Here is a 16,955-nt window from a genome sequence, read left to right as displayed (position 1 = left end):
AACGAGGGAGATTGAATATGGCAAACTCAAAGAAGAAAAAACACAAAAAGAAAGGCGTAATGACCGTGTCCCGGTTTCTTCGCGAAAAGAACAAGGTCAATTATGTCTGTTTGGTGTGCAATGAAATGGAAGGAATTCCGTATGATACGGTTCGCTCTTTTGATGTGATGGATGATGGGGACCTTACGGTCCCGCCTCAGTTTAGTTGTGAAAAGTGTGGTGGAGAAATGTACCGGGAGTATTACGAAGGGATACATGGGCATATTTACAAAATTGAAGATGTGAAGAAATAAAAAGGACCGGGCGCATGCCCGGTATTTCTTATCTGATTACTTGGTTTGTGATGCTTTTACATTCCTGGGTGGCGACCAACTAACGAAATACAGCGTATATCTTCTAAGGAATACTTACTGTGTATACTATTAGAACTCATGGGATCCATTTATTGCATGTAGTAACTTTCGATTTAATGCGTGTAAAATAGCGATTTGGACGTCTACCTTCGAGGACAGGGATAGACGTAATGCATACCGGAGCTGTAATATCGCGGATCGAATATCCTGTGCAATAGCAATGTAGTGATAGATAAGCCGTTGCCCTTCTTTTTCTTGAAGCACAAGTTCCTGGAGGTTTGTAATATGCTCTTCTAATCGGCTAAGGCTTGTATAAATCTCCTTAAGGAAATGCGTGCGCCCCTCATATGTAAGGAGCTGCTTTAGTGTTTTTTGTAATTGTTCTGACATTTTGCAAGTGATTGGATAGCACCTCTGATTTATTCGTGCGAGTAGATCAGCTCCATGATTGTCTTCTGAATTTATTGTCTTTTTCATTCAACCCTCCTTGTTTACAAGGTTCCTGCAACCATTTTAAGAAATAAAATGATTGTTAAATAAATATTACAAATATATGTTTATTCCAGGTTATTGGGCAATATGTATCCGAATCCTATGCTCGGTTCTTATCTATGTTCATCAAAAAATCAATAGTATGTAGAATACATATGAAAAATAAATGTGGTAATGTCGCCCTAGAAACATTTGATAAATAAAGTTTGTAAATGGTTTGGCTATTTTACTTTGGAATTAATAGCAGGAGTCATCACAAGCACAGGTAATTGCCACCAATAAAATAAAAAGTACCAAAATGACTCCAGTATTATCACTACAACTAGAATTGGATGATATCACGGGTGGTAACTACTCAGGCATAGACTAATAGGCTATTAAATGAATGATTCTATAGATGGACGAAAAAGGATAGGGAACTGTTTCTTTATATCTTTTGATACGCTTATGTCACTTATACGCATCTACTTTCTCTTATAATCATCCAATTTTCCCTGGGTTAAAGGCCAGGGACTGAGTAGTTACCACGGGTGTTGATTAACCAAAAAAAGTAAGCCGAAAAATGAAAAAGAGGTGCCTTTTTCGGGAAAAAAAGTTTGTATCTGACCACAAACTCATTACGAAAAGAGGCGACCTCCTATGAAAAAGTCTATCACACTTTTGGACGTCCTGGAACACCTCATTACCGAAGAAGAAATACAAGAGATTTTACAGACCCACAAGTATAAGGATACAGCCCGCAAACTTTCTGTTTCCATGTTGTTGCGATTCCTTATGATGGCGGCCATGCATGAATGGAAAGGGTTTCGCCATATGGCTGATGTGGCTACGGCTTACGGACTTCCGCAGGTTCATTATTCAGCCTTGTCTACAAAAACAAGCGATGTACCCTATGCCATTTTCAAAGATATTTTCATCAAAATCCTTTCTCGTTGCAATCGCCGGATTCGCCGTTCCACCCGGTTTCCTAAGGAGTTATTGCTCATTGATTCTACCACCGTCACGGTAGGAGAATCCCGTTTGCCGTGGGCTCCGTATCATGGAAAACGGTCCGGCATCAAACTTCATGTCACTCTCCTGGAAGCATCGCAGATGCCGTGTAACTTGAGGGAAACAACGGGATTATGCCATGATAGTCCTGTGATGAACGAGTTTGTTGACCCGCAATTCATCCTGGTGGCTGACCGTGCTTATTTTCAAATCAAGCGGATCGATACCTTTGTAAAACCAGAAACGAACCAGCCGTTTGTCATTCGGTTAAAGATGAATGTGGCCCTGTATAGAAAAAAGTCATTACGGCGATGGAGTCCGGCGGACTCCAATATTCTAGGTGACTTCACCTGTAAACTCGGCACGCCGCAAGCGCGTTCCGAATCCCGCCATCGTATTGTGGAATTCACCGACAGGGAAGGGAAAGTGATGCGCGTCGTCACCAATCTTTATGATGTAGATGCTGAAACGATTGCCTCTATGTACCAGGCCCGCTGGGCCATTGAGGTGTTTTTCCGTTGGATAAAACAGCATCTGAACATCCCCACCCTGTTTGGCACAACGGAGATCGCCGTATTTAATCAGCTATACGCTGCACTCCTTGCTTATGTAGTATTGAAAACACTTTATGAAGAAGGGAAACAGCATCCCTTCATTCGAAGCGCAAGCTTTGTCAGCTTTACCCGCCAGTTTATTGAGGCACAACTTCCTGTAGAATGGGAGCTTATTATCCAGGCATTCATAAAGGACTATCAGCAATTATACGGGAGCATTCTTCCTGGAACTGGATAATCAACACGCGTGGGATGATATATCACTCGCTCCATTTGTTTATTCCCTTACAAAGTATGGAAAGAAGTGCGAATGTGTATGGGCTAATCATATTTATGGGCACCTGTACTACAATTGATAACCTTTGTTATGTAAAAACAAGGCATTGTCAAACTAAAGTTAATTCTGATAAGAAGGATAGTTTATATAAGAAAGTAGCGGCATATATATTATCATGTCCTATTTTCGGAGATGAATTTATCTATGCCGTTTTCTTCAAAAACAGTCGCGATTTTAATAGGAAGTTTCCTAATAGCCATGGGTATTGATCCTTTTCTTTCTCCTATTGAGGTACTAGACGGAGGAATCATTGGTATTGGTTTAATATGTAAGTATTTATGGGGATTGAAAGCAGGTCTAACCATTATCATGTTTAGCATTCCTATTTTTATATTGGCTTGGTTTACGTGTCCAGATTATTTCTACAATGGTTTACAGGGAATGTTAATCTCCTCCTTTATGATTGATTTACTGCAGCCGTTGGAATATGATTTTGCTTCTTATGTTCAAGTATATCCCTTACTTAGTTCGATTACAGGTGGGGCACTTGTTGGGTTGGGGATTGGTATTATGCTTAGATATGAGACAAGCACAGGTGGGACTGATCTTTTAGCCCAATTTCTTGCTCCTGTTTTTCATCTAAATGTAGGCGTAATTATCTTTATAATTGATGCAATTATAATAAGCATCGGGGGACTTCTTTTTTCCTCAACCACCTTTCTTCTCTCTGGTATAACGATTACAACTGTGGGGTTGACCACGAGCTTGTGTACGTTAAAGGTAAGTACATAAACATCCAGTTATTTCCATTATAAAAATTAATAACGGAACGAGCTATCAGTAGAACTACTAAAAAAATGCCGTTTCCTTTAAAAGACGATGGTTCACTACAAATTGTAGTATCCCATCGTCTTTTTAGTACGGAGCATATTATATCTTGCAAAAAGGTAATGGATGTTTTACAGAAAACAGAATAGTAGGTTGTTTTTATTTGTATCCTTTCTATTTTTAATTAATATAGATAATCCCCTCAAGCCGAATTTGATACTGTTCTCCTTCATTGGAGACTAAAATATGATCGGGATAAACCTCCTCTAAGGTTCCTCTAATAACTTCAACTGGCGTCGCAACGGAGATTTGCCCTCCCCTTCGCTGCTGCAAATTATTCAGAAGTTGTTTCGTGAAGGTCACAGTATTTCTGGAAGTGGATTCTCTTTTTTCAGATGCGTATTCAATCTGTTCGGATACTGGATAAACATAACGGTAATAATATGGATGATTCATGTTTACCTCCTTAATTTTTAGCCATGATAGGAATATATGCGGAATGCAGGAAGATGACCTAAGGCAAATACCCAAATTGCTTATGTCTCTTTTTATTTTTCATTACATGACCTATATTTTGTTTTTTAAATGGTTTGGCTACTATATTGATGTTTACAGCAGCAAACTTAGCAAGAGGTTTGCCTTATTAGAATAGTTGACTTACTTACCTTGGTGCATAAAACTTCAGTGATGTTTGATTATCCTTACTGTCTAAAGTAAAAAGCCGTTTTGTATCAAAACAAACGGCTTTTTTATCCTTTTCTTTGTTTTTTTTTTGCCCATAATAAAGAAACTAGTAAGTGATAATCAGAAGTGGATTACTCTGCTATAAAAGGGCAGTAAAAACAAGGAAGCAAGTATAGATATGGGAAGCGTTAAATGTGTACTAAAGGGACCCAAACCAAATTCATGAGAATCTGTTCCTTCTATTTCACGCGCAGGAATGCCAAGGGTAACGTTTTGACGATTCACGTCGATAATAAATCCATCATAAATTCTACCTTCCGTTCGTCGTTACCCGTACATAACCATGAAGGTGGTGTTGACACAATGTATACGAGTGCTCAGTATCCAACTATTTATCTCCTCTCTTTGTCAATACTGATACCTAAACAAGGGGGAATGAAACAGGGGGTATTGAGCGTCAATTATATTGATTATCGACGACCCGAAGCCAAAAAGAGAAACGTCTTTAGGCCAGGGATTGTTGGACTAATAACCTGGAAGTAAAAATAGTTGTTTGTGGAGGGACATTAGTCCAGGCAATTATTAGGTTGATGTCTTAGTATATTGGGTGGGAGTAATAAGAATTAAAGCCAGTGGGTTGGGCTAAACTTGTTATTTTTCAAGAAGATTTACCAATAATCATTTTACCCAATCCTTTTAATTAAAACCTTGAATAGAAAGGGGGAATCGTGTTTGTTTTTACACGGAGCATCTACGGTTAACAAGCAAGGCCATTTAGAAATAGGGGGTTGTGACACCCTTGATTTGGTTCAAAAGTTCGGCACTCCTTTATTTGTCTACGATGAGGAATTAATTCGGCAAAAATGTCGAAATTACATTCAGGCTTTCAAAGAGACGGGGTACCCGTTTCGTGTAGCTTATGCCAGTAAAGCATTTTGTACTATGAAGGTATGTAAGATTATTGAAGAAGAAAATATGTGTTTGGATGTCGTTTCTGCAGGGGAATTATTTACAGCCTTAGCTGCAGGATTTCCTGCTGAACGCATCCATTTTCATAGTAATAATAAAACGAGAGAAGAAATTCAAATGGCATTAGAGGCCAATATAGGTTGTTTCGTAGTAGACAATTTCTATGAGTTAACTATGCTAGCCGATTTAGCCCGGAAATACGGAAAAACGGCCCATATTCTTTTACGGGTTAGTCCGGGAGTAGAATGCCACACCCACCAATACATGGTCACAGGACAACAGGATTCTAAATTTGGATTTGACATAAAAAGCGGTCAAGCTTATAAGGCAGTCAGTGAAGCTTTACAGCTTTCCTCTGTTCATCTTCTTGGCGTGCATTCTCATATCGGTTCACAAATTTTTGAAACGAGAGGATTTGAAGCTGCAATCGAATGTCTTGCTGAATTTTTGGCGCAACTCCAAGATAACTTATCATTTACAGCCCAAGTTTTAAATGTTGGTGGGGGATTTGGCATACGTTATCATGCTGAGGATATACCGCCAACAGAAGAAGCCTATATAAAAGTGATTACTGATTCTGTCCATCGTTCATTTACGAAAAGAGCCTATCCATTTCCTGAAATTTGGATTGAGCCAGGACGTAGTATTGTTGGAGAAGCTGGAACCACACTTTATACTATCGGCTCTATAAAAGAGGTAGAGGGTATTCGCAAATATGTATCGGTAGATGGAGGAATGACAGATAATCTTCGTCCGGCATTATATCAAGCAAAGTACGAGGCTGTACTAGCTAATCGAATAAATGAAAAGCCGGAAGAAATGGTCTCAATAGCAGGAAAGTGTTGTGAAAGTGGAGATATGCTCATCTGGAATATCCAGTTACCTAAAGTAAACCATGGAGATATTTTAGCTGTTTCATGTACAGGTGCATACGGGTACGCCATGGCTAATAATTATAACCGTATTCCAAGACCTGCTGTTGTATTTGTAAGGAATGGGCAAGCAGAACTCGTCGTGAAACGCGAAACCTACAAAGACTTAATAACTAATGAGTATATTCCTGAAACTGTGAATACACTTAAAAATCACAGCTACATGGCTGAAAGAATATTAGGTATTTAGTTTCAACCCAGTAAATTCCAGGCTTTACGCCTGGCTAACCTCTGCGTTAAAGTCGCCATTCCGTCGCATAATTTTATGTAGTAAATTGAATTATACAGAACCCATTTATTATCCTAATGCATAAAAATCAATGAAATCCGATAATGTCAAAACTCTAAACTAAAGCAACTGTCCAGGTTCATCCGGGTAGTTGCTTTATTGTATCCAATAATCTTGGTTATGGTGCGACAAGAAAGTCGCTTTCTTATATACAGTGCAACGCTAGTCTCATTTGCTGGTATGTTGCTAGTCTAGTCACAAAGGCTATCTCCGCCTGAAACAGCGTCTCTGGCAACGGAGGGGTTGGTTGCATGAAGGCAATGCAGAAACAGAGGATGAATACACCATCCGGAATACTGCTAGGAGAAGATGGATAAGGTTGTACCGTCAGGTACAGTTTACGGTGAACGAAAGTGAAGGTTTGTAAGCTTCGTAAAGGTTAGCTTGAGATGGTGTATAGCTTCACTCAAGTATTGGTAAGAGGAAAAGTAAAGTCATAATGTTACTGTGCCGTGACCCACATCTTGCCCGGAGTACAGAACCCACCTGTCCCCATTGTATCTGTGGAAAGTGAAACTTGGTAAACCCCCTGAAGTCCTTAATCTAGGTAAGCAAACCGTAAGGAACGCTGAATTCTTCATGGGGTAAAGGAAGAAAGAAAAAGCGAAGGCCATGATGCCGAAAGGCAACGGGAAATCATAACCGCGTGGATAGTATCGGCTCTCCGAGCCTCCGCCATGATACGAGCCGAGAGGCTGCCTACTTCTTTCTGGTGTACAACACGGTGTAAAACGAAACGCAATTTGCTTGTGAAGGGGGTATGCGCGCTGAACACTTCTCGCAAGAAGTCCGCCATATCTCCACATATGGACTGGAATTCTTTCAACTGGAAGAGAATCTACCGTTATGTAGATAAATTGCAAAAACGGATATATCGTGCCGAACGTCTTGGACAACGCAAAAGAGTCAGAGGATTACAACGTTTACTCATAAGAAGCAAGGCGAACCTACTTCTTTCGATTCGACGTGTCACGCAGTTAAATCAAGGGAAGCGCACAGCGGGCGTAGACGGCGTTAAAGCTTTAACATCAGAAGAACGTATGGCACTTTATCAGAAACTGAAAAGAAGGCATGTGTCTCTTCACAATCCTAAGCCTGCCAACCGTGTTTATATTTCCAAGAAAAATGGGAAACTGCGTCCTTTAGGAATTCCGACCATCATCGACCGTATTTATCAGAATGTTGTTAAGCATGCACTTGAACCCCAGTGGGAACAACGTTTTGAAAGCACCTCATATGGGTTTCGACCCAAACGAAGTGCACATGATGCGATAGCGAATATCTTTATTCAAGCGAATGCGCAAAGTAGGCGAACTTGGGTTTTTGAAGGTGATTTTCAAGGGTGCTTTGATAATCTCAATCATCAATATATAAATAAGCAGATTCATTCTTTTCCTCTGGTGAAGCTAATTGTGAAATGGCTTGAGGCTGGATATATGGACAACAGCTCCTTCCACGTCACATCAGCCGGAACGCCGCAAGGCGGTATTATCTCTCCTCTATTAGCAAATATTGCACTACATGGAATGGAAGAAGAGTTAGAGATTACATACAAGATTTTGAAGAAACCTAACGGTTTTAAACCGATCAATACAGGTACAAAAACCGTAGTGCGATATGCCGATGACTTTGTGGTTTTCTGCCAAGAGGAAAAGGAAGCACAGAAATTATATGAGGAATTGGTTCCGTATTTAAATAAGCGGGGACTTGCGCTTGCGTCAGATAAAACAAAGGTAGTATCCATCAAAACTGGCTTCGATTTTCTTGGCTTTCATGTAAGACAATATCCAACTCAGCAGGGGCATAAGCTACTGATTAAACCGAGTAAAGAAAGTATCAAGAAAGCTAAAGAAAAGATTAGGGAAACCGTACAGAGATTATACGGACAAAATGTCGACAGGCTTATCAAGATACTAAATCCGATTTTACTAGGATACGCAAACTATTGGAAACCGACGGTTTCCAAGCTTACCTTCGGGCGAATGGACGACTATATTCGGTTTCTTATCATTAAATTCCTGAAACGACTTCATCCAAGAAAGAGTTGGAGTTACCTACAGCGGGTATACTTTAAACCCGAGAAGACGGGAAAAAGCCAGGATAAGTCCATTCTTACTGATCCGCTGAGTGGTAACCAATTGATAAGGATGAGTTGGACACCGATACAAAGACACGTTATGGTGAAATACAAAAACAGTCCTTTTGACAAAGAACTTGAGGAATATTACAAGAAAAGGGACATCAAGTATTTTAACGCCAACAATATTATGAGTAGGCAAAAACTTGCCAAAAAACAACGTTACCTCTGTCCTTTATGCGAACAATTCATTTGCGATAACAGAGAAGGATTAGAAGTTCACCATATTACTCCCCGGGCCATAGGAGGTCTTGATGAATATAAAAACCTCCAGCTTGTGCACATTTCTTGCCATATTGACCATCACATCAAACACCCTGTCAAAGGGAAAATCGCCACGCAAAAAGAACTTCGCAATGAGAAAGAAGAACGTGGGGAACAATCCTTCAAACAGAAAGTTCGTAAAGAACTTGAGCAAAGAAATCTAAGATAATTGGATAAAGGTATGCTTGAGCCGGATGTGGTGAAAGTCACAAGTCCGGTTCTGAGGGGAGAAAGGGGCAGCAATGCCCCCGACTTACCCGACGAAATAATTAGTTTAATTTTGGGGATTTAGGTTGGGATCATCCACACTTTTCCTATGGGACTAACATAGTAATATATAATAACAAGCTTTGAAGGCAAGGGAGGTTACTAAAACCAAAGTCCAAATTCTAGAGCAGGATTTTTCACTTTATTATTAAGAAGTAGAAGAGCCAAGAAATTGTACAAGGTTGTTTCTATTTCAAATAAGTTTACCTGTCATAGTATCCAGCAGGCTTTTTTATAAAATTTAGTTTTTCAGCTAACAGGAATCGAAGTTGAAGTTTTATTGCTTTCTATGTTCGAAAATAGTTAATATGGAAACTTATGAGGAGGCACTGATGGAACAAATTATTAAAGAAATCTACTCCCCGAGTAGAATTTATAAGGTTGTTGTAATCAAAAGAAAAAAGGATAAATTATTTCAAACGGACATTTCCAAATGGTATAGGCATGATAGAGAAATACCCGTTGAACATGAATTGGAAGAAGGTTTTTGGGAAAGTATCGGTATAAGTAGTTCATTGACCAATAGAAAAACTGAGGCTTTAAAAATAGCTATTAAAGAGTTGCATTTTTTTCACGTGAAAAGATAGAGTAAGTAATGTTCAATAATCTTCCTTGTCTTTCTGATGAATGCACTATCCAGAACACTGCTAGGAGAAGAGGGATGAGGTTGTACCGTCAGGTACAGCTTACGGTGAACGAAAGTGAAGGTTTGTAAGCTTCGTAAAGGTTAGCTTGAGAAGGTGTATAGCCTCACTCAAGTATTGGTAAGAGGAAAAGTAAAGTCATAATATTACTGTACCGTGACCCGAATCCTTCACGGGGGAGAGGAAGAAAGAAAAAGCAAAAGCCACGGGGTTGAAAGGCAATGGGAAATCATAACCGCGTGGATAATATCGGCTCTCCGAGCCTCTTCCATGATACAAGCCGAGAGGCTGCCTACTTATTTCCGGTATACAAGACGATCTAAAGCGAACCGCAATGGCTTGTGAAGGGGGTATGCGCGCTGAATACTTCTGACAGGAAGCCCGCCGTATCTTCACATATGGACTGGACTGTTTTCAACTGGAAATTTAAAAACGGCATATGACTCGCTAGAAAAGAGGCTCCTCTGGAATGTAAAGAGGAAAAAAGCCTGGACACTATTTTATAAAAAATGGCATAAATTAAAAATATAAAAAACTAATAGTAAAGTAAGGATTAGTAAGCTCAAAGTTGGTTGGCAAGATGGAACGACGATACAGACTGCTCATTATCGCTTAACTAAGGAGGACGATGAATGGAAGTTAATAATGGTGAAATAAAGGAACCTCTAATTTCAGATGTAGGGGAAGAAAAACCCTACACAGAAGCTGAGAAAAAAACTGCGCTCACAAGCATGTTGCATCGTTATAAACAGCATCTTAGAGACTTGGAGATTGATACACTACACGTAAAAACAAAAGCCGGACGTGAAGCTCTTATAAATGAGATATCAATTACCATCGATAAGCTAAGAGCATTCGAAGCTGAATTATAAAGTAAATAATGTCCAATCATGCCAGCTATGTCAAAAATATTTTAAAAGAATAGAGATATCGTACGTTGCATTTCTTAACAAAATAACTTACCTAAAATTAGGTAAGTTATTTTGTCTATGTGCTTTTAAATGAGCCTTATTCATTATCCTCTGTTAGACTAAAAAGTCTTTATTTAAAATAGATCATTCCTTCGGGTCTGATATGGTAACTTTCCTCATTTACTTTGAGTAAAACGCAATGAGAGGAAACTTCTTCTAAGGTTCCTTTAATTACTCCAGCCATAGTAGCAACGGATACCGTTGTTCCTTTTCTTTTTCCTAAGCAATTTAGGAAATAATCGCTAAAAATATCCACTTCTTTAAAGAGGGGCTGCTCTTTTTCATCGGCTTCACCTTCTCCACTCTTGGGTTCAACTTCGCTTACTATGGAATCTAAAGCTTCTTCATTCTTAGGTTCAACTTCACTCAATACGGGATAGGAGACTGCTGTAATTTCTTTTAACTCATGTGTAACACCAGGTTGTTCAATTCTTTTTGCTCTTTTACTTTTCGAATGATACGGAGAATGCGAGGGGCAGGGGGGATAGTATACATAAGGAAAGAAGTACAGATAGGAATAATAGGGATTTTGATACACTGGGAAACACTCCTTTTCCCCATTTTTTATTTGAAAATTACCTTACAGCTTATGTCTAGAAGCCGTGTAGGTTAACCTAAAAAAACAAACTCTTTATTCCTTTTTTTACATTTTATTACTTTTTTCTATATCCCATGATCATCTAATAGGGCGGATTGCTCTTCCTGCATCACTTTTGTTTATTTTGATGCTTGGGCTGACTGTGTTTGCATAGCTGATTGTACTTGACTTGCAGCTGATTGTTCGATAGAAAGTTTCGAATCGCCTATTCAACACCTCCAACGGACAGATGCATATCTTAATTAAAAAGGAGGGTCCGGATGAATCCACAGTGGATGTTTAGACAATGGCGTGAAATGTGTAGAGAAATCAAAACGGGGCATGTAGCTGTGCCAGAGGATTTTATTTCGATTCAGGAGTTTGTCGATCACGGAGGGAATCCTTGGCGATTGAATCCAGTGGAAACCGCGAGAAGAGTCGGTATTGCTCATCTGGGCTTTTCTCCTAATGATACGTTCACTTTTCAAGGCTATTATTACGATTATGATTCGGGATTAAATCATGCCCTTGTTCGTGCTACCCATGGTCCCTGCCGTTTTGTCATCGATCTTTATCAGCCTGTGAAACAAGGTCCAGGCGGTATATGGGCCGTAGAAACGGTTACGCGACTGCCTTAAGTGTAGAGAGTAGGAACAGCCAGCACTGACTCCTCCCACTTTCTTATGTAGGAGAACCATTCGTTAGGAGCACAGCGTGCGAATAAGGACCGTTTTTCTCATGTTATTTTTTCCTGAAGGTTTTTTGATGGAATACAGGAATAGGGGAGAAGAATACCTAAAAATCCGAAACTCGGAAAATGGATAAATTAATGTAGGGCCTGTGGGGAAATGGAGTGCAAACCAGAATGACTTGATCCTGTTCACTCTTCGAGTCATTTAGGTAATGGCCTAAAACATTCGGGACATTTGTGGAATAGAGTACCATTGATAGTACAAAGAAGTGAGATATACCCGTGAATATGTTGTTCAGCAATACCCTTTGAATAATCGCCCGGCGATACGCAACGATGGCAACGATGCTACAGGCGATTTTACAAGCGAATTGGATAACGGATCCCTCCCATATCTAGGCAGGCCAACTGTTAAGGATGTCAGAAAAATTTATACGAAGAAGAGAAGTTCTTGATTACACAGTTACTGTCATTCCAAGAAAAAACACAGATGGGTTTTCAGTTATATGCACACGATTGGCTCCTTCCCCACGTATAAGGACAGCGGGCAGAAACATTTAGTATGCAGGAAGCCGTCCGTCGGGCCGTTCAATGGGCAGATATTCCTCGAGGAAGAAGAATGAGTTCTGGTGAATTGTATCTCCTTCATTAGTAAAACGTCCGCTACTATGCAAAATGTGAACGAAAGCAGCCGTTCCATATTCAGAACGGCTTTTAAACTACCACTATCCTTCCTAAATCAAAGAGTATGTCCACAGCGCTTTCCCGCCGCGCACATGATTCCAACTCCCGAGCATCTCATTCGAAATTCCAAGCGTATACGCGCATCCCAGTCTGCACATGTTATAGGATAAACAAGGGAGGAATTTCAGTTGGTATGGATTCTTGGGCTATACATATTAAATACGGTCTTTATGTTAATTGTAGCGATCCGCGAGGTACGCCGGCCGGCCAAGGCTTTAAATTGGCTAACCATCTGCCTCCTTTTGCCTGTCATCGGGTTCGGACTCTATCTGAGCACATCAAATCCCGTGCGTATTCATCGAGAAAGACTGACTTCTCCGCATAATGAGTCGGATATGTTGTCTGATTCATTCAGCCACTCAGCCTCCATCATTGCTCATGCTTTACGGCATTTGACCGTACATGGGCTTCGGACTGGGCAGGTCCAAGTACTTATAAACGGCATTGAAACCTATGAAAAACTGATCGAATCCCTACAGAACGCCCAAAAAACGATTGATGTGGAATATTACATTTTTCGGGATGATCAAATTGGTACACGCATCACGAACCTGCTGATCGAACGGGCTGCAGCCGGTGTTCAGGTCCGCTTTGTGAGAGACGGTTGGGGGAGCCGGAAATTTCCGCGGCATAGGATCATCCAGATGATGGATGCAGGGATTGAATGCCGGACGATATTTCCATTGCGCTTTCCCTGGATCATGTCCAATTGGAATTACCGAGATCACTGCAAGATTGTCATCATTGACGGAAAGGAAGCTTTTACAGGGGGGATCAACGTCGGGTATGAGTATACCGGATTGAAGCCGAATGTAGGGTTCTGGCGCGACACTCATTTGCGTATCGTAGGGGAAGCTCCAGTCGATTTGCAGGCTATCTTCAACGCCCATTGGAACATCGCTTCACCGGAACGGAGGAAGACGAGGACACGCCGGAACACAAAAGCAGAGGATACGCGAAAGCCCATTCAGGGTCCAGGGCATAAACTACAGAACAGTGCTCCACCCGGCAGGACAGCTCTTTCCGGAGCGTTGGCAGAATGGAGTACTGAGTTGGGCACCATGGAGGGCACCGGCGCAGAAACCTTCCCAGGCACGGAAGCATTGCAGAAAGCGTATGTGCACACGTTAGAAGGGAATCCTGGCATTCCTACTCCCGTCATCCGGCAGGCTTACTTTATTTGCCTGACACAAGCGGCCAAAACCATTGACATCACCACCCCCTACTTTATACCTGATGCAGATATCATCAATGCGATAAAGACAGCTGTGGCGCGTGGTGTGCGCGTAAGATTGCTGGTTCCTCGCCATGTGGATCAAAAAATCGTGGGTCTTGCAAGCCGCACTTATTATGGAGAACTGTTGGAAGCCGGGGTTCATATCTACCTGTACGACAAAGGTGTGTTGCACGCAAAGCAGATGATCATCGATGAGGCGATTGCCGAAGTAGGCGCCGCAAACTATGATCTGAGAAGTTTTCGCCTGAATTACGAGGTGTGTGAAGTCTTGTACAGTGCCGACGTGGCACGGGAACTCACAGAGCAGTTCGAGCGCGATCTCACTGATTCTGTGCCGTTGCGCATGGAAGATCTACTGCAGCGCTCCTTTTCACAGCGTACTCTCGAGCAAGGCGCTCGCCTGCTTTCCCCATTGTTATAGCCCGCGCACATGCTCTGCTGCTTCACGGCAGTTTGCACTGCGCACAGTGGATCGGGCTATTTACCTTGGTTTTGGCATGATAATCCCGTTGCGCACCTTTGATAATGCCCTCGTGCAGGATAAACGACCACTTGGTAGATAACGATCAAATTTCATTAACATACGATTGTCTTCCTTATATAAAAGGTTGTTTAAAATGATGTTGCCCAGAAACACAGAATAAGTCGCCTTTATTCAGGGCAACTTATTCTGTGTTGAAAGGATAAAGGAAATGATGTTCTTCAATTGTGGTACTATATTTTATTTTTTTGGCTTACTTTAGGCACGGAAAATGAAGGGTGGCATCCGTACATCTCTCAAACCTTTACACCACAATAAGTAGAAATATCAAATCACACAATGGGACTTTTAATGCCCTTAAACAATGCTGTATATCAGGTTTTATCGGAGGATTTTATTTCCTTTCCTCGAAGGATCTGGTTCGAGCGATAAATTTCCAACGTACATCGTCTTATATTATTACAATCATGAGGCTGTCCCAAAAGGTCGTCGAAAAGCGACTTTTTCGAACCAGCCTCTTTTTTTATCCTAATTTTTGGTTATTTATGGATACCACAGACTTCTTAAGGGCAGATTTCTTACGTCATTTAGCTTATTTTTTGGTTCTCTTTCGTGTGGGTTTCCCACTTTTTCAGATTATGGGCAATACAAAGAAGACCCCAATCCGCTGTATTTTTAAAGAGGCCCCTTAATGAAAATCGAGAAAAGTGGCGATTGTGTTTGATGTGGCCAAAAACTGGTTCGACCTCCACTTTCCTTTTCTTATACTTCTTTTTCCCTTCCGCTGTGGCTAGCCGGTCTCGTACTTCTTTGCGCTGTTTTTGATTTTGAAGGGAAACGGCGATGCTTTTGGTGTCTTTTCCTTTGGCGCAGGAAGATTGGAACGGGCAGTGAGGACATTCAGTACAAAGGTACGTTCTTTGGGTCGACACGTATCCGTTTTCTGTTTTCCTCCGTTTTTCATAGGTAAACGTCAGGCGCTTGTTGTTGGCACAGATCCATTCGTCCAGTTCTTCATCATACGTCATATTCTCCAGCCGGCCCGTTTGCTTCTTCCAGGCTTTGGTTTGTTCCTTATCGATCGTATTGTACTTGACATACGCCTCGATTTTCTTCTCTTCGCAGTACGCATAGTTTTCTTCGCTGCCATAACCGGAATCGGCAATCAACGCTTTTGGCTTGGGCCGGTTGTATTGTTCAAGTAACTCGAAATGAGGAATCAGGCAGCCCGGATCTCCTGCACGCTGGTGAAGGCTGAACCCGGTGATAAATTGACCTTCGGTCCCGATCTGTACGTTGTAGCCGGGTTTCAACTGTCCATTTTTCATGTGATCGTCCTTCATTCGCATAAAGGTCGCTTCTTTATCTGTCTTCGAAAAGCTGTTACGCTCCCCCAAGGTGGCTTTTTGTTCTTCATACTTTTGCTTCCGGGGCAGAAGATCTTTTTCCAGCTGTCGTTTCACTTTTTTTAGGGTCCGGTTTTTCGGATCCTGTTCGAGCCGTTTTTCCAGCTTCTTTACGGTTTCAGCGATTTTCTCGGAGGTAATCGGAGCTTCTTCCAGCTTTTCCTGAAGATCTTTTTCTCGTTCTGCCTGTTCATCCTGTTGTGTTGCTTCTTCAATAGTCAGGACGATTTGTTGGAACTTCTCATCCAGCTTTTGATCATACTTTTCGGTTGATTTACGCCAAACAAACGTATATTTATTGGCATTGGCTTCTATCTTTCTGCCGTCAAGAAAATAATCTTCCAGCTTCACCCATCCTTCCTCGCGAAGTAAATCGACAATGGAGAAAAACGTTTCATAAATCACTTCCTTCATACGTTCGGAACGGAAACGGTTAATCGTACGGAAGTCTGGTTTTTGATGCCCGGAAAGCCACATGAAATAAATGTTCTCTTCCAATTGTTTGGCGATAACCCGGGAAGAATAGATTCGGTTGGTGTACGCATAAAGAAGGACTTTCAGCATCATTTTGGGATGATACGGAGGCCGGTCTCCGCCCGGATAAAGAGAAAGAAGCAGGTTGGGGTCCATCTTTTCAACCGCGAGGTTGACGATTCGGCTCAAGTAATGTTCAGGAATGAGGATTTCAATGTCCAGTGGTAGAATGAGTTGGTTCATGTTATAATCAATAAACATAAGAAAATCGTTCCTTTCTAGGTGTTTAGTGGGTTGTGGTGACTTCATTATACCAAAAAGGGCGATTTTCTTCTTTTTTTTGCAAAAAGGGACGTCCCAAGTTACTTTTGGGACGTCCTCATGAAGTCAAGTATAAACCAAGAAAAAAGGGGGGAAGATTGACCTTCTTCCCTGATGATTATTGTGTCCATACATGAACTTTTTAAACTTAATATGGAAAAAACAAAATACCGATTCCATTTGGAGGCGGTTTTATCCAGCAGGATATAAACAAAAGCATCCAGCTTGGTTTCGCCTGGGCAACTGTTTCATCCTGTCCGATAATCTTCAAACTGTAAACTAAAGCTAACTTTAATTTGATGGAAGTTTATATACGAAAGTAGTGGCAAATAAGTAAAAACAACCTACGGGTGTGCTTTCTATAAAGCACACC

The 16,955-nt window shown here is 41.1% G+C and carries 13 protein-coding genes; 9 read left to right on the top strand and 4 right to left on the bottom strand.

Translation table 11 applies throughout. The annotated features are described in order from the left end of the window. The coding region (locus tag MBEAL2_RS32355) for a hypothetical protein (RefSeq protein ID WP_082130212.1) at window positions 1-293 on the top strand (293 nt) is incomplete at its 5' end. Between the two features lie 129 nt (window positions 294-422). Here the strand turns inward: MBEAL2_RS32355 and MBEAL2_RS26575 are convergent. Beyond that, the gene (locus MBEAL2_RS26575; RefSeq protein ID WP_047155233.1) at window positions 423-830 is read right to left on the bottom strand and encodes a hypothetical protein; all 408 of its coding nucleotides are present in this window, start codon (window positions 828-830) and stop codon (window positions 423-425) included. A 654-nt stretch (window positions 831-1,484) separates the two neighbouring features. Here MBEAL2_RS26575 and MBEAL2_RS26570 point away from each other — a divergent pair. After that, window positions 1,485-2,627 carry an IS4 family transposase gene (locus MBEAL2_RS26570; RefSeq protein ID WP_047155232.1) on the top strand — a complete coding sequence of 381 codons (1,143 nt, stop codon included), beginning with the start codon at window positions 1,485-1,487 and terminating at the stop codon, window positions 2,625-2,627. A 243-nt stretch (window positions 2,628-2,870) separates the two neighbouring features. Continuing rightward, window positions 2,871-3,458 carry a YitT family protein gene (locus tag MBEAL2_RS26565; RefSeq protein WP_047155231.1) on the top strand — a complete coding sequence of 196 codons (588 nt, stop codon included), beginning with the start codon at window positions 2,871-2,873 and terminating at the stop codon, window positions 3,456-3,458. Between the two features lie 216 nt (window positions 3,459-3,674). Here the strand turns inward: MBEAL2_RS26565 and MBEAL2_RS26560 are convergent, their stop codons facing one another. Continuing rightward, complete coding sequence (locus MBEAL2_RS26560; protein WP_047155230.1) at window positions 3,675-3,950, bottom strand: DUF2642 domain-containing protein; 276 nt, start codon at window positions 3,948-3,950, stop codon at window positions 3,675-3,677. Between the two features lie 960 nt (window positions 3,951-4,910). On the opposite strand from MBEAL2_RS26560, the gene lysA reads away from it, so the two are divergent. The 4 genes from lysA to MBEAL2_RS26535 all read left to right on the top strand — a co-directional run bounded on the left by lysA (window position 4,911) and on the right by MBEAL2_RS26535 (window position 10,552). Continuing rightward, window positions 4,911-6,269, top strand: a complete 1,359-nt coding sequence (lysA, locus tag MBEAL2_RS26550; protein WP_047155228.1) for a diaminopimelate decarboxylase — start codon at window positions 4,911-4,913, stop codon at window positions 6,267-6,269. 905 nt (window positions 6,270-7,174) lie between these two features. Continuing rightward, window positions 7,175-8,938 (top strand): group II intron reverse transcriptase/maturase, encoded by a 1,764-nt coding sequence (ltrA, locus tag MBEAL2_RS26545; RefSeq protein WP_052948044.1) that lies wholly within the window; start codon window positions 7,175-7,177, stop codon window positions 8,936-8,938. A gap of 430 nt (window positions 8,939-9,368) precedes the next feature. Continuing rightward, window positions 9,369-9,623, top strand: a complete 255-nt coding sequence (locus MBEAL2_RS26540; protein WP_047155227.1) for a hypothetical protein — start codon at window positions 9,369-9,371, stop codon at window positions 9,621-9,623. Between the two features lie 689 nt (window positions 9,624-10,312). Beyond that, window positions 10,313-10,552 carry a hypothetical protein gene (locus tag MBEAL2_RS26535; protein ID WP_047155226.1) on the top strand — a complete coding sequence of 80 codons (240 nt, stop codon included), beginning with the start codon at window positions 10,313-10,315 and terminating at the stop codon, window positions 10,550-10,552. A 169-nt stretch (window positions 10,553-10,721) separates the two neighbouring features. Here MBEAL2_RS26535 and MBEAL2_RS26530 read toward each other — a convergent pair whose 3' ends face one another. Then, window positions 10,722-11,189, bottom strand: coding sequence for a DUF2642 domain-containing protein (locus tag MBEAL2_RS26530; RefSeq protein WP_047155225.1), 468 nt, complete (start codon window positions 11,187-11,189; stop codon window positions 10,722-10,724). 320 nt (window positions 11,190-11,509) lie between these two features. Between MBEAL2_RS26530 and MBEAL2_RS26525 the strand changes: the two genes are divergently transcribed. Continuing rightward, on the top strand, window positions 11,510-11,866 hold the full coding sequence (locus MBEAL2_RS26525) for a hypothetical protein (RefSeq protein WP_236693029.1): 357 nt from the start codon (window positions 11,510-11,512) through the stop codon (window positions 11,864-11,866). A gap of 925 nt (window positions 11,867-12,791) precedes the next feature. After that, window positions 12,792-14,321 (top strand): phospholipase D-like domain-containing protein, encoded by a 1,530-nt coding sequence (locus tag MBEAL2_RS26520; protein ID WP_047155224.1) that lies wholly within the window; start codon window positions 12,792-12,794, stop codon window positions 14,319-14,321. A gap of 647 nt (window positions 14,322-14,968) precedes the next feature. On the opposite strand, the gene MBEAL2_RS26515 is transcribed toward MBEAL2_RS26520, so the two are convergent. Further along, entirely contained in the window at window positions 14,969-16,522 is a 1,554-nt protein-coding gene (locus tag MBEAL2_RS26515; RefSeq protein WP_047155223.1) for an IS1182 family transposase, read from the bottom strand. Window positions 16,523-16,955: the final 433 nt, after the last annotated feature.

This window comes from Aneurinibacillus tyrosinisolvens (assembly GCF_001015055.1).
GTDB classification, from domain to species: domain Bacteria; phylum Bacillota; class Bacilli; order Aneurinibacillales; family Aneurinibacillaceae; genus Aneurinibacillus_A; species Aneurinibacillus_A tyrosinisolvens.
The sequence above is the reverse complement of the archived record's forward strand: the minus strand, read 5'-3'. Positions and strand labels throughout refer to the sequence as shown.

Coding starts and splice junctions, on each gene's coding strand:
- MBEAL2_RS26575 (WP_047155233.1), bottom strand. CDS start 830: ATGAAAAAGACAATAAATTCAGAAGACAATCATGGAGCTGATCTACTC.
- MBEAL2_RS26570 (WP_047155232.1), top strand. CDS start 1,485: ATGAAAAAGTCTATCACACTTTTGGACGTCCTGGAACACCTCATTACC.
- MBEAL2_RS26565 (WP_047155231.1), top strand. CDS start 2,871: ATGCCGTTTTCTTCAAAAACAGTCGCGATTTTAATAGGAAGTTTCCTA.
- MBEAL2_RS26560 (WP_047155230.1), bottom strand. CDS start 3,950: ATGAATCATCCATATTATTACCGTTATGTTTATCCAGTATCCGAACAG.
- ltrA (WP_052948044.1), top strand. CDS start 7,175: ATGGACTGGAATTCTTTCAACTGGAAGAGAATCTACCGTTATGTAGAT.
- MBEAL2_RS26540 (WP_047155227.1), top strand. CDS start 9,369: ATGGAACAAATTATTAAAGAAATCTACTCCCCGAGTAGAATTTATAAG.
- MBEAL2_RS26535 (WP_047155226.1), top strand. CDS start 10,313: ATGGAAGTTAATAATGGTGAAATAAAGGAACCTCTAATTTCAGATGTA.
- MBEAL2_RS26525 (WP_236693029.1), top strand. CDS start 11,510: ATGAATCCACAGTGGATGTTTAGACAATGGCGTGAAATGTGTAGAGAA.
- MBEAL2_RS26515 (WP_047155223.1), bottom strand. CDS start 16,522: ATGTTTATTGATTATAACATGAACCAACTCATTCTACCACTGGACATT.